This window comes from Chryseobacterium endalhagicum (assembly GCF_016745235.1).
In the GTDB taxonomy this organism is placed as follows: Bacteria; Bacteroidota; Bacteroidia; order Flavobacteriales; family Weeksellaceae; genus Chryseobacterium; species Chryseobacterium endalhagicum.
Genome location: NZ_JAELVM010000003.1, coordinates 46,357 through 66,681 on the forward strand (window position 1 = coordinate 46,357; position 20,325 = coordinate 66,681).

At 38.5% G+C, this 20,325-nt stretch carries 18 protein-coding genes; 12 read left to right on the forward strand and 6 right to left on the reverse strand.

The window, feature by feature from the left end; genetic code table 11:
* Nucleotides 1–16: 16 nt before the first annotated feature.
* The 4 genes from JET18_RS15975 to pdhA all read right to left on the reverse strand — a co-directional run bounded on the left by JET18_RS15975 (nucleotide 17) and on the right by pdhA (nucleotide 4,152).
* The gene (locus tag JET18_RS15975) at nucleotides 17–595 is read right to left on the reverse strand and encodes a murein L,D-transpeptidase catalytic domain-containing protein (protein ID WP_202092654.1); all 579 of its coding nucleotides are present in this window, start codon (nucleotides 593–595) and stop codon (nucleotides 17–19) included.
* Nucleotides 596–609: 14 nt separating this feature from the next.
* Complete coding sequence (locus tag JET18_RS15980) at nucleotides 610–1,278, reverse strand: ABC transporter ATP-binding protein (RefSeq protein ID WP_202092656.1); 669 nt, start codon at nucleotides 1,276–1,278, stop codon at nucleotides 610–612.
* Nucleotides 1,279–1,429: 151 nt separating this feature from the next.
* A complete protein-coding gene (locus JET18_RS15985; protein ID WP_202092658.1) occupies nucleotides 1,430–3,049 on the reverse strand; it encodes a pyruvate dehydrogenase complex dihydrolipoamide acetyltransferase in 1,620 nt (539 codons plus the stop codon).
* A 101-nt stretch (nucleotides 3,050–3,150) separates the two neighbouring features.
* A complete protein-coding gene (pdhA, locus tag JET18_RS15990) occupies nucleotides 3,151–4,152 on the reverse strand; it encodes a pyruvate dehydrogenase (acetyl-transferring) E1 component subunit alpha (RefSeq protein WP_202092660.1) in 1,002 nt (333 codons plus the stop codon).
* A 124-nt stretch (nucleotides 4,153–4,276) separates the two neighbouring features.
* Here pdhA and JET18_RS15995 point away from each other — a divergent pair, with 124 nt between their 5' ends.
* From JET18_RS15995 to JET18_RS16005, 3 genes are read left to right on the forward strand one after another with little or no spacing between them, the layout of a single operon-like run.
* Nucleotides 4,277–4,879 (forward strand): phosphatase PAP2 family protein, encoded by a 603-nt coding sequence (locus tag JET18_RS15995; protein WP_202092661.1) that lies wholly within the window; start codon nucleotides 4,277–4,279, stop codon nucleotides 4,877–4,879.
* Between the two features lie 9 nt (nucleotides 4,880–4,888).
* The gene (locus JET18_RS16000; RefSeq protein WP_202092662.1) at nucleotides 4,889–5,374 is read left to right on the forward strand and encodes a BlaI/MecI/CopY family transcriptional regulator; all 486 of its coding nucleotides are present in this window, start codon (nucleotides 4,889–4,891) and stop codon (nucleotides 5,372–5,374) included.
* 18 nt (nucleotides 5,375–5,392) lie between these two features.
* Nucleotides 5,393–7,183: a DUF4153 domain-containing protein gene (locus JET18_RS16005; RefSeq protein WP_202092663.1), complete on the forward strand. Its 1,791-nt coding sequence runs from the start codon at nucleotides 5,393–5,395 to the stop codon at nucleotides 7,181–7,183.
* A gap of 389 nt (nucleotides 7,184–7,572) precedes the next feature.
* Here JET18_RS16005 and JET18_RS16010 read toward each other — a convergent pair whose 3' ends face one another.
* Nucleotides 7,573–9,123 carry a T9SS-dependent choice-of-anchor J family protein gene (locus tag JET18_RS16010; RefSeq protein WP_202092664.1) on the reverse strand — a complete coding sequence of 517 codons (1,551 nt, stop codon included), beginning with the start codon at nucleotides 9,121–9,123 and terminating at the stop codon, nucleotides 7,573–7,575.
* Between the two features lie 246 nt (nucleotides 9,124–9,369).
* On the reverse strand, nucleotides 9,370–9,732 hold the full coding sequence (locus JET18_RS16015) for an RNA recognition motif domain-containing protein (RefSeq protein ID WP_202092666.1): 363 nt from the start codon (nucleotides 9,730–9,732) through the stop codon (nucleotides 9,370–9,372).
* 395 nt (nucleotides 9,733–10,127) lie between these two features.
* On the opposite strand from JET18_RS16015, the gene JET18_RS16020 reads away from it, so the two are divergent.
* The 9 genes from JET18_RS16020 to JET18_RS16060 all read left to right on the forward strand — a co-directional run bounded on the left by JET18_RS16020 (nucleotide 10,128) and on the right by JET18_RS16060 (nucleotide 20,276).
* Complete coding sequence (locus JET18_RS16020; RefSeq protein WP_202092668.1) at nucleotides 10,128–10,538, forward strand: DUF6157 family protein; 411 nt, start codon at nucleotides 10,128–10,130, stop codon at nucleotides 10,536–10,538.
* 95 nt (nucleotides 10,539–10,633) lie between these two features.
* Complete coding sequence (locus JET18_RS16025) at nucleotides 10,634–11,023, forward strand: acyl-CoA thioesterase (RefSeq protein WP_202092670.1); 390 nt, start codon at nucleotides 10,634–10,636, stop codon at nucleotides 11,021–11,023.
* Entirely contained in the window at nucleotides 11,023–11,583 is a 561-nt protein-coding gene (locus JET18_RS16030) for a helix-turn-helix domain-containing protein (RefSeq protein WP_202092673.1), read from the forward strand. The genes JET18_RS16025 and JET18_RS16030 overlap by 1 nt, the downstream gene beginning before the upstream one ends.
* Before the next feature lie 321 nt (nucleotides 11,584–11,904).
* On the forward strand, nucleotides 11,905–14,775 hold the full coding sequence (locus tag JET18_RS16035; RefSeq protein WP_202092675.1) for a heavy metal translocating P-type ATPase: 2,871 nt from the start codon (nucleotides 11,905–11,907) through the stop codon (nucleotides 14,773–14,775).
* A 4-nt stretch (nucleotides 14,776–14,779) separates the two neighbouring features.
* Nucleotides 14,780–15,508, forward strand: a complete 729-nt coding sequence (locus JET18_RS16040) for a DUF72 domain-containing protein (protein WP_202092677.1) — start codon at nucleotides 14,780–14,782, stop codon at nucleotides 15,506–15,508.
* 347 nt (nucleotides 15,509–15,855) lie between these two features.
* Nucleotides 15,856–16,722, forward strand: coding sequence for a polysaccharide deacetylase family protein (locus JET18_RS16045; protein WP_202092679.1), 867 nt, complete (start codon nucleotides 15,856–15,858; stop codon nucleotides 16,720–16,722).
* Nucleotides 16,723–16,877: 155 nt separating this feature from the next.
* Nucleotides 16,878–17,537 (forward strand): YggS family pyridoxal phosphate-dependent enzyme, encoded by a 660-nt coding sequence (locus JET18_RS16050; RefSeq protein ID WP_202092681.1) that lies wholly within the window; start codon nucleotides 16,878–16,880, stop codon nucleotides 17,535–17,537.
* Between the two features lie 56 nt (nucleotides 17,538–17,593).
* Entirely contained in the window at nucleotides 17,594–18,778 is a 1,185-nt protein-coding gene (locus JET18_RS16055) for a sigma-54-dependent transcriptional regulator (protein ID WP_202092683.1), read from the forward strand.
* 103 nt (nucleotides 18,779–18,881) lie between these two features.
* A complete protein-coding gene (locus JET18_RS16060) occupies nucleotides 18,882–20,276 on the forward strand; it encodes an MATE family efflux transporter (RefSeq protein WP_202092685.1) in 1,395 nt (464 codons plus the stop codon).
* Nucleotides 20,277–20,325: the final 49 nt, after the last annotated feature.

Consider the following 20,325-nt stretch of genomic DNA (forward strand, 5'->3'; position numbering starts at 1 on the left):
AAAATTACATTATGAATTAATAAAATGCATAAAGTATCACCGGCTTTTTAGAGGTATCAAGATATTTTGCCGTTTCAGTGAGTGCATTCTTCGAAAGCATCGGGCATCCTAAACTCAAACAGGCCGGGCTTTGAGATTCCTGATCAGGAACACATCCCAAAGAATGCAGTACGATAGCCCGCTGCATGGCATTGCTGTTGGTAGAATCCAATCCGTTCAAACGGTAAGCTTTTCCAAATTTACCGGTATAGCTCTGCAAAACTTCATATTTCCCAAGCGAAGACTGGTAAGAGCCTTCCGTATTACTGAATCTTAAAGATCCGGAATTTCTGATTTCAGAACCTGAACCATGGGAAACAACTGCTTTCTGCAATATCTTATTACTTTTCAAATCCAGGATAAAATATCTGTAATTTCCTGAATATGTTTTAAAGTTAATAAAAATAGCAATATCCTGATTATAATCTTTCCCTTTCAAAAACTCCTTAACCTCCAACACCTTTTCTGCCGGAAGAATACCGGAACTCTTATTTTCCTGAGACTCAAATTTCGGGCAGGAAATAATAAAAAGGAACAGGAAAATAAAGTTTTTCATCAGGGTAAGGGAGTTTATTCTATGATCATTCCATCTTTCATAATCAGTTTTCGGTCTGTAATTTCGGCAAGATTGGGGTTATGGGTTACAATCACAAAGGTCTGGTTATATTTATCTCTCAGATCAAAAAACAGCCTGTGAAGATCATCCGCATTTTTGGAATCCAGGTTTCCGGTAGGCTCATCTGCAAAAATAATTTTGGGAGAATTGATCAGGGCTCTGGCTACAGCCACCCTTTGCGCTTCTCCTCCTGATAACTGATTAGGTTTGTGATGCAGTCTCTGTTCTATTTTAAGATCTTCAAACAGGGCATACGCCTTTTCCATAGCTTCTTTTTCATTGGCACCGCCAATTTTTGTAGGAAGCAGTACATTTTCTAAAGCGGTGAATTCCGGAAGGAGCTGGTGAAACTGAAATACAAAACCTATATTCTGGTTTCTGAATTTGGAAAGCTGTTTATCATTCATATTAATGAAAGATTCACCTGCAATGCTGATTTCCGTGTTATACTTATTGGAATTGCTCGGAAGATCCAGAGTGCCTAAAATCTGAAGTAAGGTAGACTTCCCTGCTCCCGATTCTCCTACAATAGAAACCACCTCGCCCATTTTGATATGGATATCAACGCCCTTCAGTACTTCTAAATTCCCATAAGATTTATGGATATTACTCGCTTTAATCATAATTCAAAAATACTAATTACCTCAATAAAAACATAATTATTTCCCCACTAAAACACCTTAATTTACACTTTAAAATTTAAAGTATAATCCGATAAAAATAACAAAAAAACCTCTCGAAGTGAGAGGTTTTAGTATTTTACTATCTGGCCTGTTACAGTAACAGGGTTAAAGGACTTTCCAGATATGTTTTTAAAGTCTGTAAGAACTGAGCTCCCGTAGCACCGTCCACCACTCTGTGGTCACACGCTAATGAAAGCTTCATAATATTTCCTACTACGATCTGACCGTCTTTAACAATCGGTTTTTCAATGATTGCTCCTACTGAAAGGATGGCAGAATTCGGCTGGTTGATAATACTTGTAAATGTTTCGATACCGAACATTCCCAGGTTGGAGATAGAGAATGTAGATCCTTCCATTTCATTGGCTTTAAGACCTTTACTCTTAGCTCTGGAAGCCATATCTTTTACAGCAGCAGAGATCTGGGTATAGTTCATCTGGTCTGTATTTTTAAGTACAGGAACCACCAATCCGTCCGGAATAGCTACAGCCACACCCACATTGATATTTCCTCTGTGGATGATTTTGTCACCTGCCCAGCTTGAATTCACCTGAGGATGCTTTCTTAAAGCAACAGCCGTCGCCTTAATAATCATATCATTGAAAGAGATCTTGGTATCCGGTAAAGAATTGATTTCTTTTCTTGCCTCAATAGCTTTATCCATATTGATCTCAACCATCAGATAATAGTGTGGCGCAGAGAATTTACTTTCAGCAAGACGTTTTGCTATAATATTTCTTACCTGAGAGTTTGGAGTCTCTGTATCTTCACCCTGAACAAAGCTTAATGCCACCTGTGCTGCTGCCGGAGCAGAAACAGAAGGCTGAGCCTGTGCCTGGGAAGATGGCTGATAATTTTCAATATCTTTCTTAACGATTCTTCCGTTTTCTCCTGAACCGTTCACACTGTTAATGTCAACCCCTTTGTCCTGAGCCATTTTCTTAGCCAGCGGAGAGATCGCTACTCTATCTGAAGATGAAGAACTTACAGCTGCAGGAGCTGCTTTTTCTTCTGCCTTAGCTTCAGTTTTTTGTTCAGCAGGTTTTTCAGATGTTTGGGCAGCTGTTTTTGGAGCGCCTACAGCAGAAACATCAGTTCCTGCAGGGCCGATAATGGCCAGTACTGAATCTACCGGAGCGGCACCGCCTTCTTCTACACCCTGCTTCAATAATACCCCGTTAAATTCAGATTCAAAATCCTGAACTGCTTTATCTGTTTCAATTTCAGCAAGAAGATCTCCTTCTTTCACTGTATCGCCTACATTTTTATGCCATTTCGCTACTTTCCCTTCCGTCATCGTGTCGGAAAGTCTCGGCATTGTAATAATTTCCACGCCTGCAGGAATTTCTGCAGTAGTCTGCTCAACACTGGTTGAGCTATTTTCTGTTTTCGACTCTTCTTCTGATTTTTTCTCATCGGAACCAGCTGCAGCAGGAGCAGAAGCTCCACCCGTTAGTCCTGAAATATCTTCCCCTTCATTTCCAATAATTGCCAAAACAGAATCTACAGCAGCAGCAGCGCTTTCTTCTACTCCAATATATAAAAGAGTTCCGTTTATTTCAGATTCGAAATCCTGTACAGCTTTATCTGTTTCAATTTCGGCTAAAATATCTCCTTCCTTTACTTTATCTCCTACTTTTTTATGCCATTTTGCCACTTTACCTTCCGTCATAGTATCCGAAAGGCGGGGCATCGTAATTACTTCTGCCATAATTTTTTTAATATAATTTAATTAATGCGATCATGTGGTGATGTGATGATTTGATAATTATACTATTACCACATCAGCATATCATCTTATCAGCAAATTATTTAGTTTTCTAATTGATCTAAGAATGGATAGTTTTCCTGAGCATAAACATATTCATAGATTTTCTCCTGATCCGGATATGGAGAATTTTCCATAAATTCAATACACTCCTCCACAAAATCTCTTGACTTATTGTCAATGGTTTCCAATTCTGCTTCAGTAGCCCATCCGTTTTCAAGAATTCTGTGCTTCACAAGTTCCATAGGGTCATCATTCTTATGAATCGCTACTTCTTCCTTGCTTCTGTAAGGCTCAGCATCAGACATAGAATGTCCTCTGTAACGGTATGTTCTTGCTTCAATAAATGTAGGTCCATCTCCTCTTCTTGCTCTTTCAATAGCTTCGTAAGCAGCTTCAGCCACTTTCTCAGGATCCATTGCATCTACAGCAAGACAAGGCATTTCATAACCTAAACCTAATTTATAGATATCTTCGTGGTTGGCTGTTCTTTTTACAGAAGTTCCCATCGCGTATTGGTTGTTTTCAACCACAAATACTACAGGAAGTTTCCAGTTCATCGCCATATTGAATGTTTCGTGAAGCGATCCCTGTCTTGCTGCCCCGTCTCCGAAGAAGCAGATATTTACCGCCTTTCTGTCAAAATACTTATCTGCAAAAGCAATTCCGGCTCCCAAAGGAATCTGTCCTCCTACGATACCGTGCCCGCCATAGAAACGGTGCTCTTTGCTGAAAATGTGCATAGAACCACCCATACCTCCAGACGTTCCAGTGGCTTTACCACAAAGTTCAGCCATGATTCTTTTCGGATCTACTCCCATCGCCATTGGATGGATGTGGCATCTGTAAGCAGTAATCATACTGTCCTTCGTTAAATCCATTGCATGCGTGAAGCCGGCAGGGATAGCTTCCTGACCGTTATACAAATGTAAAAAACCTCTGATCTTTTGTTTTAGATAAAGAGAACGGCATTTGTCTTCAAACCTTCTCCACATAGTCATATCTTCATACCACTTCAGGTATACCTCTTTAGAAAATTCTTTCATGTGCTAGCTCTTGCTTTTTTATGATGAATATTTGAGCAAAATTATAAAAAAAACTTTGTTTTTATCGTATACATACTAATTGTTTTTTTGCTTATAGTGTTATATTTGAATTTTAAATTTGAACATGGAAGTAAAACAGCCTTCACTACTGCATAAAATATCGAAAATCATTTCAGATTTTTTCAATCCGCTGGTTTCTTTATTTATTTTCTTCATCTATATGAGTGTAAGGGAATACTCATTGAAAGAATCTATTCTTTATTTCGCTCCTATCCTATTAATGATCATCATTCCCGTTGTAATCTGGCTGATCTGGAATGTGAAGACCGGAAGATATACCAATATGGATGTCTCAGACCGGGTTCAGAGAAAAACTCTTTATATTTTTATCGCTGCCTGTGTGGTCACTTATCTTATCTTCAATTATTTCAGAAACGGATATATTGATCTTGTGATGCTTTTTATTCTGATCCTGATTTTCACCATGCAGATCAGCAATTTTTTCATCAAAAGTTCTATGCATACAGCCTTTAATGTATTTGTAGCCGCTTTATTTTTCACACTGGACTGGAAAGCCGGGCTGGTATGGCTGGGGGTGGCTGCTTTGGTAGGAATTACCCGGATTATTTTAAAAAGACATACCGTTAAAGAAGTATTTATGGGCGCAGGAATAGCATTTATGGTATCTTTTATCTATCTTTATTGCAATATACAATTTCAACATTAAGAACATTCTATGAAAATAAATCATCTTACCGCTGCTGAGGAGAACTTTATGAAGCTGTTTTGGAAGCTTGAATCTTTCTATCTTAAAGATATCATGGAGCAGCATCCAGAACCGAAGCCGCACCAGAACACCGTTTCCACTTACTTAAAAATATTAGTGGAAAAAGGCTATATCACTACTCAAAAGGAAGGAAGAATCTTTAAATATACCGTTGTGGTCCCTTTGGAAGAATACAGAAAATTCCTGTTAAAAGAACTTGCCCATAATTTCTTCAATGATTCCGGGAAGGATATTCTGGAATTTTTATTCAACGAAAAATTGATTACCCAGGATGACCTGAAGAATTATTTTGACCTTAAAATTGAAATCGTTCCTGCCAAAATTGAAGAACCAAAATTCGAATATGCGGAAGAGGTCTTAAATCCCAAAAAAGTTAAAAAGGGCAAAGCAAAAGATAAGGATAAGGACAAAAAGAAGAAAAAGAAAAAAGAATAAACACACCATACGCAGATCATGAAAACGAAATTCCACGAAATATCCGGAAAAGCCCAGGATGTGATCCTCCGCTACCCGATGGTGCTACTCATGGCTCTCCTCTCTTCTATTGGAGCCATCTGTATATTAGACAGTAAATATGACCATGATTTTGTATTTACCTATGCCAAATTCACCATCTGCTGCTGTCTCGGGATTTCATTGATGTTTGCTTTAAAAATACTTTCCCAACGGATCGGAAAAAGGCTGCTCCTTGAATTATTGGGAACCGCCTTTCTGATTGGGTTTTATTTTGTATTACCTGAAAAAGAAAGGGATTTTACAGAGGTTAATGGTTTCATTATTGCGATCACCCTTTTGCTTTCCCACTTACTGGTTTCTTTTGCTGCCTTCCTGAAAAAAAATAAAGAACTTAATTTCTGGCAGTATAACAAGAATCTTTTCGTAAATATATTCCTCACGGCCGTATTCACAGGAGTTCTTACCGGAGGTGTGGAGCTGGCGATCCTGGCTGTTGATAAATTATTCGATTTTAATTTCAATGACAAACTTTACGCTGATACCTTTTATGTACTGGCTATTTTCGGGAGCTGTTTTATTTTCCTTCTTTTTAATGAAACCGGCCTGGATTATCTTGAAAAAGACGGTACTTATCCTGTGATCTTAAAGTTTTTCACTCAGTTTGTACTGATCCCGCTGCTTTTTATTTACCTGATCATCCTTTATATTTATTCATTTAAAATAGTTATCAACTGGGAACTTCCAAGAGGATGGGTATCTTATCTGGTGCTTGCCTACAGTATTGTGGGAATTCTTGCCCTACTGCTTGTCTATCCGCTGAAAGAGGAAAAAGCAAAATCCTGGGTTAAGGTATTTTCAAAGCTGTTTTACTATACCATCATCCCTTTAATAGTCTTATTATTCACAGCCATCTTTACGCGTATCCTGGAATATGGTTATACGGAACCGCGGTATTTCGTACTGCTGTTGGCTTTATGGCTGCTGAGTGTGGTGGTTTATTTTGTATTCAATAAAAAAGCGAGTATCAAATTCATTCCGGTAAGCTTATTTATCTTTGGAGCTTTTTCTCTGATTTTCCCTTATCTGAATGCATTCAGTGTGGCTAAAAGAAGCCAGAAAAATGAACTCGTAAAGTTATTGGAAGACAACAGGCTTTTAGTAAACAACAAAATAGATTTCCAGCAGAAAGTATCAGATACACTGGTTACTGAGATTTCAAATAAATTTGAATTTTTAGCTGAAAGAAAAGAGAAAGAGTTTTTATTGAATCTCGTTAAAGGCAAAACCCGTGATCTCTTAGCAGGAAATTTTCAACAACGGTATCCATGGGTAATCAGCAATACATTAAGAGAAGCTTTTACCAAGGTACAAAAGACCTCCTCCACAGGATCAACGGAAAGGCTTATTCTTGAATCTGAAACGAATCTAACCAATATTCAGGGATATCAGTATTTAACCAGATTTAATGGCTACAATCAGGAATCAGTCAATATCAATGGAGATACCCTTCGGATCAATACCCAGGCAGAAACCAATAATCAAAGGGCAACGAAAATTACCCTCAATTCAAAACAAACAATAGATTTCAGCCAGGCCATAACCAGATTATTTGAAAACAATGATAACAAAGGAGAAATTGTAAAACAGAAAGAATTCTCGGTAGAAAGCGATCTTGGAAAATACCATCTTAAAATAGTATTCCCAATCATCACCCGGGATAAAACTTTAGATCATAAAAAATACAATATCTACTACGACAATGCTATTCTCCTGATCAAAGAAAAATAAATAAAAAAGCGGCTTTTAGCCGTTTTTTTTATGATGAACTTCATCAAAATAGTATCATGCATTTCCACGCAATTTTTTTTTTATCAAACCTTTCTTATTATAAAGAAGAGGAAAGATGGAGCTACTCTGTGATTAAGTGTCTGAATATACGTTCGCTTAATCCAATCAACTTGTTGATTCTTTCTTTGCCTTCTTAAACTATGCAGGAATAAGATTGAACTTTGCATTAAAGAACTTCACTCCTTAATCTGTAATCATTATGAAAGCTAATTTTTAACAATTTGAATATTTTGTTCGAAATTTTTCATGACCTGTTGACAAGACAGATCGGATTATAGAATTCTGGTATAATATTATAAAAAAAGCGGCTTAAAAGCCGCTTCTTTTATTTAGTCTTTAACAATCTTAAATGATTCATCTTTTCCTTCAGATTTTATCCTCAGCAGATAAACTCCTTTTTTCAGATCAGACACATTCACTTGTTTGGTATCCTTTTCCAGTGTTTTGATCAGCTGTCCTGTAAGTGAGAAGATCTCAATACTTCTGATTTTTTTATCCGTACTGATGTTCAGAACATCTTTTACAGGATTCGGGTAAACTTTAACCCCTGCATTTCTGGTAACATCATCCACTCCTAAAGCAGATGCATCTGATACAGATACATTATCTACGTTGATCCCTCTGGCCCAGTTAGACGTTCCTTCAAACGCAATATAATAATTGGCAGATTTGTTCGGAAGAGGAATAGTAACATCCAGCCACGCTGTGTTTTCTGTGGTATAAGAGCTTCCTATCTGCGTCCATGCATCACCGCTATTGGCTTTGTAAAAAATTCTTAGTTCATCAATATCTCCCGACCAATTCACATTAGCCAGACTGAATTTCAGCTGAGGCGTAGCCAGTCCGGAAATATTTAAAGGAGCAGATACAAGCTTAGCTTTATTTCCGGTAGTAGTAGTTCTGAATTCTGCCATTCTTGGTGCAGATTTCGGTGTCACTGTGTTATTTCCATTGGCAGTTACATAGGTCCATACAGCAGTTCCTCCACCGGTAACAGCTTCGTTACTCCAGCAGGAAGGAATAGTGGCAGTATCGAAATTCTGCGTATACGGAAATGATGCAACAGCCGCACAGCTCGTTGTAAAGGCTTTTACAGACGTCCAGGCACTGAAACCGTTCGCTCCGCAATTCGATCTTACATAGAACTGATAAGCAGTAGCCGGTGAAAGTCCCGGAATCATGGCAGATGCTGTTCCGCTTGTCATAACCGTACCTGTACCCTGAGTAAATCCTGTAGGTCCATATTCTATCTGATAGGTGGCTCCGGCGGTTGGTGATGCCGTCCAGCTTACATTCGCTGAATTGGAGGCCGTAGAATTGACAAGAACAGTAGACGGAACATCACAGGCAGGAATAGCTCCATTGAATACATCATCAATATCAAAAAAGAACATATCCGTAGTCGTGGAATGGAAGCTTACATAAATAGTCTGGCCTACATAAGCAGAAAGATCATACGAAAATCTGTAGAAATTGGTTCCGCTTGCAGGCGCCACACTGGCTGCCAGTGTATTCGTAAAAGCTGCAGCTGTAGGTGTGGTGGTAGATACTTTCAAACTGATGGTTTCAGGATAAAGCGGATCACGGCTTCGGGCGAAGAAAGACAGAAAATCACTAACGCCGGCAGTCACCGTAATCGCCGGAGTGACCAGATGGTCATTGTGAGCCTGGGAACTGTAGCCTATGGACATTGTATTGGTCCCGCTATACGCTGTGGCAGTACCTCCGGTGTAGTTCACAACAGACCAGGTGTTGGTATCTCCACTGTTCAGAACTGTCCAGCCGGCCGGAACAGTTGTACCTGCATCAAAATTTTGGAAAAACTGGGCATTGGCAATGATTGGAATTGCGAATAATGCCAAAAGTAATTTTTTTCTCATGTTATCATTTTTTTTAGTTCAACGTTAACTTACGAATATATAATGAGTTAACAAAATAAAAATTTAAAAAAATCACAAAAGAAAGAATTTAATGAAACTAACTCAACAGAGAAATTGTTTAAAAAAAGCGAATGAATACTACATAAAAAATCCTGTTTTTAAAATAAGTCAGATGTTTTCCAACTCATTTTAAAAACAGGATATAATAAGGTATAAAAAAAGCGGCTTAAAAGCCGCTTCATATTTTTACCAACGGTTTCCGCCGCCGTTACCACGGTTGTTACCACCGCCGTATCCGCCACCGTTACCACGGTTGTTTCCTCCGTAACCTCCACCTCTGTTGTTATCAAAGCTTCTTCTAGGTTTTTCTTCTCTAGGCTTAGCTTCTGATACGTTAAGAGTTTTTCCGTTGAATTCTTTCTGATTAAGAGCTTCAACAGCTTGCTTTCCTTCTTCATCACCCATTTCTACAAAACCGAAACCTCTTGAACGGCCAGTTTCTCTGTCTGTAACAATTTTAGCTGATGATACATCACCAAATTCTGCGAATAGATCATGCAACTCATATTCTTTAGTTGCGTAATTGATGTTTGAAACAAAAATGTTCATTTTGAATAAAATTAAAAAATTAATAAAAATTTGGTATATAAAAGAAAAACAACATAAATTAATGAACAAATATTGATTCCAAATATAAACGTATGCAAGATACAATTAAAAAATTTAAATCAAAGTTTTTTTTGAAGTATTTGTCACCCGATCATGATTTTAGGTTAAAAATTTATCGAAAAACAATAAATAAACATTGAAAATCAATTAATTTTTATCTAAATTTGATAAAAGTTAAAATTAGTTAACATAATAATATACTCTATCTTAGTATATCAAACACTATCTGCATAGCCCTGAAATGCCAGCCTTGCGGTACTTCGAAACTTAATAAATGATATATAATAAGGATACGTCCGTTTTGAAACTGAAAAATTTAAACCTTTTTAATTGATATGATACATACTACCAATTACATCAACACCTTTATTGAAATAGCCGAAGACTGCCCGGTATCCCAAGCGGAAACACCTCCTGAAAAAACAATAAAGACTTTAGCGCTTCTTCAGTATGAACAAATTTTGAAGAACCCTTATCAATATACCTCTGATGATATTATATTTGAATGCTATGCCTTGAAAAATGATATTTCAAACGATGAAAGGAAGGAAACCAGAATCCTGTTTTTCTCTAAAGGCCAGCCCTGTCTGAGATCCTCCTCTTTGGCTAAGCGTTACGGTTTCGGGATTCATCACAATGAAGAAGGGAAAGTGGCTATTTTTCCTGTTGAGAGCAAGGAGTATCAAAAATTTTTAACTGATCCTACGATAAAAAAGGTAAAAGCCATGCGCTCCAAGAAAATATGATTGAGAAAATGAATCATTTCCTTAAGATCAGTAAATACACTTTCCTTGATAAACCCAGTTTTTAACACTAAATTTGTGAAGCAAATTATTAAAACATGAACTATCATACGAGAAAATGGGTAAAACCCGAAGACCTGAATCCTAACCACTCACTTTTCGGAGGCAGACTATTACAGTGGATTGATGAAGAAGCTGCCCTTTATGCCATCATCCAGCTGGAAAACACCAAAGTCGTAACGAAATTTATTTCAGAGATCAATTTTGTAAGTTCGGCCAAGCAGGGCGACATTATAGAAATAGGTATTGAGGCTACCCATTTCGGTTCATCATCTGTTACCCTGAAATGCGACGTACGAAACAAAATGACCCACCAAACCATCATTACAGTGGATAAAATTGTCATGGTAAACCTGGACAGTGATGGTAATCCTGCACCCCACGGAAAAACGAAGATCGAATTTGTAAAAGACAGACTGAGCAAATAATGAAAGTTTTCATCAAAAATATGGTATGCAACCGCTGCATTGCCGCAGTCGAAAAGATATTCGGCGAGGCCGATATCGCGATACATTCCGTTACGTTAGGAGAAGTGCAGACAGAAACCGATATTCCGACAGAAAAAATGCAGATTCTGGAAGAAAACCTCCTCGCAACAGGCTTTGAAAGGATTAAAGATTCGGCTCATCAGCTTGTGGACAAAATCAAAAATATCATCATCATCAAAATCAGTGAACTGGATATTGATGAAGACTTTCTTCTTTCTGAATATTTAAGTTCAAAAATTCACAAAGACTACAGTTCACTTTCCAAAACCTTTTCACAGAACGAAAACATCACCCTTGAACAGTTTTTTATCCTTCACAAAATTGAAAAAGTAAAGGAACTTCTTCTGTACAACGAATTCACCCTTACAGAAATCGCCGGAAAACTCGGTTACAAAAGCGTTCAGCACCTTTCCTCACAATTCAGAAATATTACCGGATTTACGCCTACGGAATTCAAGAAACTGAAGGATCATCAGAGGAAAACGCTGGATAGTTTTTGAGTTGGAGAGTTTTAGAGTGAGAGAGTTGGAGGGTTTTAGAGTTGGAGCGCAAACGTGTTTTTAAGTTACTCTACTATGATAATACAGCATCGAAAGTTCCCATTCTCAAACACTCCAATTGATTTGATATACCCTCTTCCATTCTCCAACCCTCCCACTCTCAAACTCTCTCACTCTAAAACCCTCCCACCCTAAACCCTCCAACTCTCCGACCCTCAAACTCTCAAACCCAATCCCGGCAAAATTCTATAACTATTATCCTTAAATTTATAACAGCCTTCTCCATACATTTTGGACATTTGTACTATAAATTCAAGGATCATGAACAGACAATATAATATACTCGGAATGACGTGCTCCGGATGTCAGAAAAAAATTTCTGAAAAACTCAACAGTGTTGAGGGAGTAACGGCCGATGTCAATCTGGAAACCCATACGGCAACTATCACTTCTGATAAGGAAATCGAACTTTCAGTTTTAAATAATGCTTTAGGAGATAAATACAGACTGGAAGACCCTAAGAAACCCGAAACTGCATTTGTAAAACCTCAGGACAGGGTTTCACCATCTTCGGTCTATTACTGCCCAATGGAATGTGAAGGTGACAAAGTATATTTTAAACAGGGCGAAAGATGTCCGGTTTGTAAGATGTATCTGGTTCCCATAGAGGAAAAACATGCCAAAGATCCCCATCATAAACCAACGTACTCTTCTTCAAACCTACCTGCTACCTTCAAGGACAGCATTGGAAAATTTTATTGCCCGATGTTCTGCGAAGGAGATAAGGTTTATAATGAAAAAGGGGATTGCCCGGTTTGCCATATGCATCTGGAAGAAATCACGGAAGAGCTTGTGAAAAACGGATCTTCTCACGGTCACCAACACTCCCACTCCCATTCTCATTCACACCATCATGATCACAGCCATCATCATGAAGCCCCGAAAGTCACAGATGATATGGCCGGAAAACACTACTGCCCGATGTATTGCGAAGGCGACAAAACCTACGATTCCAATGTAGGCTGCCCGGTATGCGGAATGGATCTGGTAAAATATCCCGAAAAGAAAACAGCCAAATATACCTGTCCCATGCATCCGGAAATCATCCGTGATGAACCCGGAGACTGCCCGATCTGCGGTATGGACCTCGTTAGAATGCCCGACAGCGGAGAAGATGAAGAAGACGAAACCTACAATATCTTAAAAAGGAAATTCCTGATCTCTCTTGCCTTTACGGTTCCGGTTTTTATCCTTTCAATGGGTGGAATGTTTATCAATTTCCCGTTTTCCCATAAGATCCAGGGCTTTATAGAACTTGCTCTTACGATTCCTGTGATGTTTTATTCAGGATGGTTTCTGCTGAAAAGGGGCTGGGTTTCATTCAAAACATGGAATTTAAATATGTTCAGTCTGATTGCCCTGGGCGTTGCTGCTGCATTTATCTTCAGTATAACAGCTTTGGCTTTCCCTGACGTCATTCCTCATGAAATCAGAGGACACAATCATGAAATTCCGCTTTATTTTGAGGCAGTCTGTGTGATTCTGACGCTCGTAATTCTGGGACAGCTTATGGAAGCAGCCGCTCATAAAAAAACGGGAAATGCAATTAAAGAACTGATGAATCTTTCACCGGACGAAGCCAATCTGATCGTCAACGGGGAAGAAAAAAAGGTACTTCTTTCCCAGGTGAAAATCGGAGATTTATTAAAAGTAAAACCGGGTGAAAAAATCCCTGTAGACGGAAAGATCACGGAAGGAAATTCTCTGGTGGACGAAAGTATGATCACCGGTGAACCTGTACCGGTAGAGAAAAGCATTGATGATAAAGTTTCTTCGGGAACCATCAACGGAAATAAGGTATTTATCATGAAAGCTGAAAAAGTAGGTGATGAAACCCTGCTTTCCCAGATCATAAAAATGGTGAATGAAGCCAGCCGAAGCAGAGCTCCGATCCAGAAACTGACAGACAAAGTTTCAAAAGTTTTTGTACCGGTAGTGATTCTTATTGCTGTTCTTACCTTTGTTTTATGGCAGTTTTTCGGGCCGGAAGGGAAAAGAAGCCTGTTTGCTTTTGTGAATGCTGTTGCTGTTTTAATTGTAGCCTGTCCATGTGCTCTCGGTCTTGCAACACCGATGTCTTTAATGGTGGGAATCGGGAAAGGCGCCAAAAGCGGGATCCTGATTAAAAACGCAGAAGCCCTGGAACAGATGAATAAAGTGAATGTTCTGATCACAGATAAAACAGGAACCTTAACCGAAGGAAAGCCTTCTGTAGAGTATATTGAAACTTCAGGAAGCGGAGACAAAAAGGAGATTTTAAAGCTGGCTTTTTCCTTGAATCAAAACTCAGAGCATCCGCTTTCGAATGCAGTGATCAGAAAAGCAAAAGAAGAAAATCTAACGTCAGAAAAGGTAGATCAGTTTGAAAATATATCCGGAAAAGGAGTTCAGGGGAAAATCAACGGAAAAACCGTGTATCTGGGCAATGAAAGCCTTCTGACCGCCAGTAATCTTTCCATTCCCAACGAATTAAAAGAAAAAGCGACTCAAGTACAGTCAAAGGCGCATACCATATCCTATATTGCACAGGATCAGACTGTTTTAGGCTTTATCAGCTTTACGGATAAAATTAAACAAACCTCTAAAAAAGCCGTTCAGCGTCTTATGAATGAAGGGGTTGATGTAATCATGATGACCGGAGATAATGAGCATACGGCAAAAGCTGTAGCTGATGAACTGGGAATCAGACATTACAAAGCAGGCTGTCTTCCTGAAGACAAGCTGAATGAAGTAAAAAAACTGCAGAAAGAAGGTAAAATTGTTGCCATGACCGGGGACGGGATCAACGACTCCCCTGCTCTCGCACAGTCTAACGTGGGAATCGCCATGGGAACCGGAACTGATGTCGCCATTGAAAGTGCGGAAATCACACTATTGAAAGGTGATATTTTAGGCGTGGCCAAAGCTAAATTATTAAGTGAAAAGCTTCTTAAAAACATCAAAGAAAACCTGTTTTTTGCATTCATCTATAATGTATTGGGTATTCCGGTTGCGGCAGGATTATTGTATCCTTTCTTCGGAATCCTCCTGTCACCTATGATTGCAGCAGCGGCGATGAGTGTCAGCTCACTCTCTGTCATTCTGAATTCATTACGCTTAAACGCTGTAGATCTGGATGCGGATGTAAAATAAAAACATGAAAAAAGGAAGTCTTTACATTGGATGTTCGGGGTTTTATAATAACGACTGGAAAGGGTCGCTTTATCCTGAGAATGCCCAAAGTAAAGACTTTCTTACTTTATATTCAAAGGCTTTCAATGCGGTGGAGATCAATTCTACGTTTTACCGGAAGCCTACCGCAAAAACACTTTTAAAATGGCATGATGAAACACCGGACAACTTTAAGTTCTTCATCAAAATTCCTAAAGCCATTACCCATGAAAAACGCCTGAAAGATGCTCAGGAAGATATTTCAGCATTCTGTACTCATATTCAGGACCATTTGAAAGAAAAACTTTCAGGATTTCTGTATCAGTTTCCGCCTTCGTTCAAAAATTCACAGGAAAATATTGATCTTATCCTGGCCAATCTGGATTTCAATTACTTAAATGTGATTGAATTCCGTCATGAATCCTGGTGGACAGAAGAGGTTTTCAATATTTTAAAAGAAAAAAACATTGTCTTTTCCGGAGTCAGTTTTCCCGGAAATCTTTCTGAAGAAATGATCATCAATCATCCGGACATCTTATATTACAGACTTCACGGAAAGCCCGTTCTTTATAAATCTGAATACAGTGAGGACTTTCTTAATGCATTGGCAGAAAAAATTAAACATTCCGGAAGAAAATCATTTATATTTTTCAATAATACGTGGGGAACTGCTGCTGTTAAAAATGCTCTTTATTTAAAAGAAATTTTGGAATAGATTGCTATTTTCCCTTAAAGCATCCACCATTATAGAAATTCTCTTATTGAAAACTTCCCTATTCTCTACAAACAAATTCATGCAAATAAAATAATTCCCGGAAAAAGGAAAAACACAATAACTTCAATAAAAATAGAGAAAAGCTATTGTTTCCGCATTTATAAATGTTAAAACAAAAGAATAAGAATGCATAATCCGAAAAGCATTCGAAAACACAAAAATCCATTAATAATAAAGACCTTAAAATAAAATTAAAAAGTAAAATTTTTACTGAGACTGGCATATAATTTGTTAACATTTTGGAAGTTATTTTAACAATTTTTAACGATTTAAACTCCATTATCTTTATGAAAAACATTTTTGGGGAAAAGTCAATAAATAAGACTTTTCTTGGGATGACTGCATTGATGAGTGCGGCCTCAATTATCTTCAACAGCTGCAATGGCAAAGCTGACGTGAAAGAGCTTGAAAAAAGAGCTCCACAGGAACATCCCACCGTACAGACGGTCCCCAAAATAGATGATGAGCAGGTAGAATCGGATAAAAGAATTATATATCTTACTTTTGATGACGGCCCTAACCAGGGAACGGAAAACCTTCTTAAAATCCTGAACAAAAGAAATGTGTGCGCTACGGCTTTCCTTGTTGGAAAACATGCTTACGGAAGCAAGAAACAGAAAGATGATCTGGTCCTTCTAAAGAGCAATCCGCTTATTGAGCTGGCCAATCACAGTTTCAGTCATGCACATAACAAATACACGGATTTTTATAAAAACGCAGATGCCGTAGTCCACGACTTCGATATTGCCAAAGACAGCCTGAAACTTTCGGATAAAATAGCCAGAACTCCCGGAAGAAATATCTGGAGACTGAATAACATCACCGTTACTGATATTAAGAGCTCTACCGATGCTGCCAACGGTCTTCAAAAAGCAGGCTATAAAGTAATCGGATGGGATCTTGAATGGAGACCTTCTCAAAAAATGACTTTAAAAGGAAGCCACGAAGCGATGATCAAAAAAGTAGACAGCATCTTCCTGAACGATCTGGAAAAAACATCAAGACACCTTGTTTTCCTTACCCATGATCAATATCTGAGAGACGCCGACTCTATCAACGAGCTGGATCTGTTCATTGAAAAGCTTCAGAAAAGCAACAAGTTTGTTTTTAGGAAGATCTCGCAATACCCGAAGATCAATGATATACTTAACTAATGTAACAATCTAATAGTGTAACAGTGTAACAATTTATCAAATCAACTTAAGCAGTACGATGCATTAACCTGCAACCATCAACCTTAAACCTCGAACCTCAAACAATTTTACACATTCATTAGTTTTTTGCTTTTAAAATTCAGAAATTTGCATTTATGGATATTAAAGAAAATTATACAGCGATAAAAAATCAGCTTCCGGCCGATGTTCAGCTTGTGGCGGTTTCCAAAACGCATCCGGTTGAGGCTGTGCAGGAGGTTTATGATCTGGGGCAAAAAGTTTTTGGTGAAAATAAAGTTCAGGAGCTTATGGAGAAGCACCCTCTCCTGCCTCAGGATATCCAGTGGCACCTGATCGGACATCTGCAGACGAATAAAGTAAAGTATATTGCTCCGTTCATTGATACCATTCAAAGTGTGGATTCAGAAAAACTGCTTGCCGAGATCAGTAAGGAAGCCGGAAAATGCAGCAGAACGGTCAAAGTTCTTTTGCAGGTGAAAATTGCTGCTGAAGAAAGCAAGTTCGGACTTGAAATTCAGGATGCAAAAACATTGTTCCAGCAATATATAGATGGAGAGTTTCCGAATGTTGAGATTAAAGGACTCATGGGAATGGCAACATTTACGGATGATGAAGACCAGATAAAAAGAGAATTTTTAATATTAAAACAGCTTTTTGATGAATTAAATCAGTTAAAAAGCTTAGAAACCTTATCGATGGGAATGAGTGATGATTTCCCCACAGCCATTGAATGCGGTGCCAATTCTGTGAGGGTTGGATCCGCTATTTTCGGCAGGAGAGATTACTCAAAATAGTATATTTAGGTATGGTTTTTGCTAATAATTGAATCAAAAAATCTAAATTTGCAACTATGCAAAAAATCCTTATTGTAGAAGACGAAAAAGCAATCTCGGGAGTATTACACAGTATTCTTTCTGATGAACTTACCGATTACGAATTTGTTATCGCTGAAGATGGCCTTGAAGGCTACAAACAGATAGAAAAAGAAGATTTCGCACTGGTGATCTCTGATATCAAGATGCCAAAACTTTCAGGAACTGAACTTTTGAAACAAAGCATGATTCTGAAACCGGAAAGTACATTCATCATGATTTCAGGGCACGCGGATATTGATTCTGCTGTTTCCTGTCTGAAAGAGGGTGCATACGATTTTATTTCCAAACCTATCGACATCAACAGACTGATTACAAGCGTAAAGAATGCTTTGGCCAAAGAAAGTCTGAAAAAGGAAAACAAAAATCTCCAAACTGAAAACAAGACCTTAAAAAGAAAGGTCAACAAAAAATACCAGATGATCGGTGATTCTCCTGCATTGAAAAAAATTCAGGATATGATCGAAAAAGTAGCAGCTTCTGATGCCCGGGTTTTGATTACAGGACCCAATGGTGCCGGAAAAGAATTGGTAGCCCATGCCATCCACAACCAAAGTGAGCGTGCAAGAGGTCCAATGATTGAAGTAAACTGTGCGGCTATTCCATCTGAGCTTATTGAATCTGAACTTTTCGGACACGTAAAGGGTTCTTTTACCGGTGCTATTAAAGACAAGCAAGGGAAATTTGAGCAGGCTAACGGAGGTACGATCTTTTTGGATGAGATTGGTGATATGAGTCTTATTGCTCAGGCTAAGGTATTGAGAGCATTGCAGGAAAGCAAAGTTTCTCCGGTGGGAAGCGATAAGGAAATAAAAGTTGATGTAAGAGTTATTGCAGCAACGAATAAAAATATGCAGAAGGAAATTGAAGAAGGAAAATTCAGGGAAGACCTTTACCACAGGCTTTCTGTGATTGAAATCTATGTTCCGCCGTTGGATGACAGAAAAGAAGATATCAGATTATTAGTTGAGCATTTTTCCGGTATGATTGCCGATGAACATGGTACTGCCATGAAGAAATTCGATGATAAAGCGATTGACTCGCTTAAATCGCTTTCATGGACGGGAAATATCAGAGAACTGAGAAATGTTGTGGAAAGATTAATTATTCTGGGCGGAAACACTGTTTCTGAAGAGGATGTTGCAAGTTTTGTAAGGAAATAATTTAATTAAACATTAAATATATTATAAAAATTTGCAGTAGCCTTACTGCAAATTTTTTTTTTGGACTATTTTAAGTATTAAACTATATGAATCATAAAATACTATGAACTTTTTAAACAAAAATTATACGAAAGAATGCCTAACACTGGCTCTCCCTGTCATGTTGACACAGGTGGGGCAGGTCTCAGTGAATTTGTTCGACAATATTATTGTCGGAAAACTTTTAGGCGCAGATGCACTGGCTTCCGTTTCATTGGGAAATGCGGTGTTTTTCTCGGTGTTTGTATTGGCACTGGGATTTTCATTTGCTATTCCGCCGCTGGTTTCTGAGGCGCATTCCAAGCAGGACCACGGAACAATTAATTCCGTTTTCAGCCACGGATTTGTGATCAATATGGCGGTAGGAATTATTTTAATGGCGGTTTTACTTCTGGGTATGCCGCTGCTCTATCATTCCGGCCAGCCTGAGAAAATTATTCCCAATACGGTAGATTTCCTGGGTATCATGGCGATCAGTATGATCCCGTTCATGGCTTTTCAGACGCTTCGTGAAGTGTCCGAAGGTCTTTCCTATACGATAGGGGTTACCAAAGCAACGATTATCGCCAATATCATCAATATTGTACTGAACTATGTTTTCATCAAAGGTCTCTGGATCTTCCCGGAGATGGGTGTAAAAGGGTCAGCTTTAGCCACATTGATCTCCAGAATATTCATGGTGGTATTCCTTTATGTGGTATTGGTGAAAGAGAAAAAGACAAGAAGATATATCAAAGACTTCTCACTGAAAATTCAGGATTTCTCAAAAAGCATGTTTGATAAGATGGTGAAACTGGGACTTCCTACCGCTTTACAGATGTTCTTTGAGGTAACCGCTTTTGCGGGTGCTGCATTTATCTGCGGACTGATTTCAGCCCATGATATCGCTTCGCACCAGATCGCACTGAGTATGGCTTCATTTACCTTCAATTTATGTGTAGGATTCAGTGTGGCGTCTACCGTAATGATCGGAAGAAAACTGGGTGAGCAGAATTTTGTTGAATTAAGAAAAGTCGGGATCAATAACCTGAAAATCGCCTTTATTTTCATGTGTATCTGCGGATTGGTCTTTGTTCTGGGAAGAAACATTCTGCCTACATTCTTTACTAAAAAAGAGGAAGTTGAAGTGATTACACTGGCTTCAAAATTAATGATTATCGCCGCTCTCTTCCAGCTATCAGACGGCATCCAGGTGACTGCATTAGGAATGCTGAGAGGCCTGCAGGATGTAAAGATCCCATCAATTTATACCTTTATTGCTTACTGGGTCATTACGATTCCTTTGGGATATTTCCTGTGTGTTACTTTAAAAATGGGAGCATTCGGAATGTGGATCGCTTTAGGACTTGGACTGACGGTTTCTGCCGTTTTCCTGGTGAAACGATTTTTAAATATGTCTGCAAAGAGAATTAAGCAGAAGTACAAACAGAATGTAGCAATAGATCAACTGGGAGATTAAAGCTCCGCTATTGATTATATTTAAAAGCAAAAGACTGTCTCAGAAGTGA

Excerpts from the sequence above, each read along its gene's own strand:
- JET18_RS15975 (WP_202092654.1), bottom strand. The coding sequence starts at position 595 with ATGAAAAACTTTATTTTCCTGTTCCTTTTTATTATTTCCTGCCCGAAA.
- JET18_RS15980 (WP_202092656.1), bottom strand. The coding sequence starts at position 1,278 with ATGATTAAAGCGAGTAATATCCATAAATCTTATGGGAATTTAGAAGTA.
- JET18_RS15985 (WP_202092658.1), bottom strand. The coding sequence starts at position 3,049 with ATGGCAGAAGTAATTACGATGCCCCGCCTTTCGGATACTATGACGGAA.
- pdhA (WP_202092660.1), bottom strand. The coding sequence starts at position 4,152 with ATGAAAGAATTTTCTAAAGAGGTATACCTGAAGTGGTATGAAGATATG.
- JET18_RS15995 (WP_202092661.1), top strand. The coding sequence starts at position 4,277 with ATGGAAGTAAAACAGCCTTCACTACTGCATAAAATATCGAAAATCATT.
- JET18_RS16000 (WP_202092662.1), top strand. The coding sequence starts at position 4,889 with ATGAAAATAAATCATCTTACCGCTGCTGAGGAGAACTTTATGAAGCTG.
- JET18_RS16005 (WP_202092663.1), top strand. The coding sequence starts at position 5,393 with ATGAAAACGAAATTCCACGAAATATCCGGAAAAGCCCAGGATGTGATC.
- JET18_RS16010 (WP_202092664.1), bottom strand. The coding sequence starts at position 9,123 with ATGAGAAAAAAATTACTTTTGGCATTATTCGCAATTCCAATCATTGCC.
- JET18_RS16015 (WP_202092666.1), bottom strand. The coding sequence starts at position 9,732 with ATGAACATTTTTGTTTCAAACATCAATTACGCAACTAAAGAATATGAG.
- JET18_RS16020 (WP_202092668.1), top strand. The coding sequence starts at position 10,128 with ATGATACATACTACCAATTACATCAACACCTTTATTGAAATAGCCGAA.
- JET18_RS16025 (WP_202092670.1), top strand. The coding sequence starts at position 10,634 with ATGAACTATCATACGAGAAAATGGGTAAAACCCGAAGACCTGAATCCT.
- JET18_RS16030 (WP_202092673.1), top strand. The coding sequence starts at position 11,023 with ATGAAAGTTTTCATCAAAAATATGGTATGCAACCGCTGCATTGCCGCA.
- JET18_RS16035 (WP_202092675.1), top strand. The coding sequence starts at position 11,905 with ATGAACAGACAATATAATATACTCGGAATGACGTGCTCCGGATGTCAG.
- JET18_RS16040 (WP_202092677.1), top strand. The coding sequence starts at position 14,780 with ATGAAAAAAGGAAGTCTTTACATTGGATGTTCGGGGTTTTATAATAAC.
- JET18_RS16045 (WP_202092679.1), top strand. The coding sequence starts at position 15,856 with ATGAAAAACATTTTTGGGGAAAAGTCAATAAATAAGACTTTTCTTGGG.
- JET18_RS16050 (WP_202092681.1), top strand. The coding sequence starts at position 16,878 with ATGGATATTAAAGAAAATTATACAGCGATAAAAAATCAGCTTCCGGCC.
- JET18_RS16055 (WP_202092683.1), top strand. The coding sequence starts at position 17,594 with ATGCAAAAAATCCTTATTGTAGAAGACGAAAAAGCAATCTCGGGAGTA.
- JET18_RS16060 (WP_202092685.1), top strand. The coding sequence starts at position 18,882 with ATGAACTTTTTAAACAAAAATTATACGAAAGAATGCCTAACACTGGCT.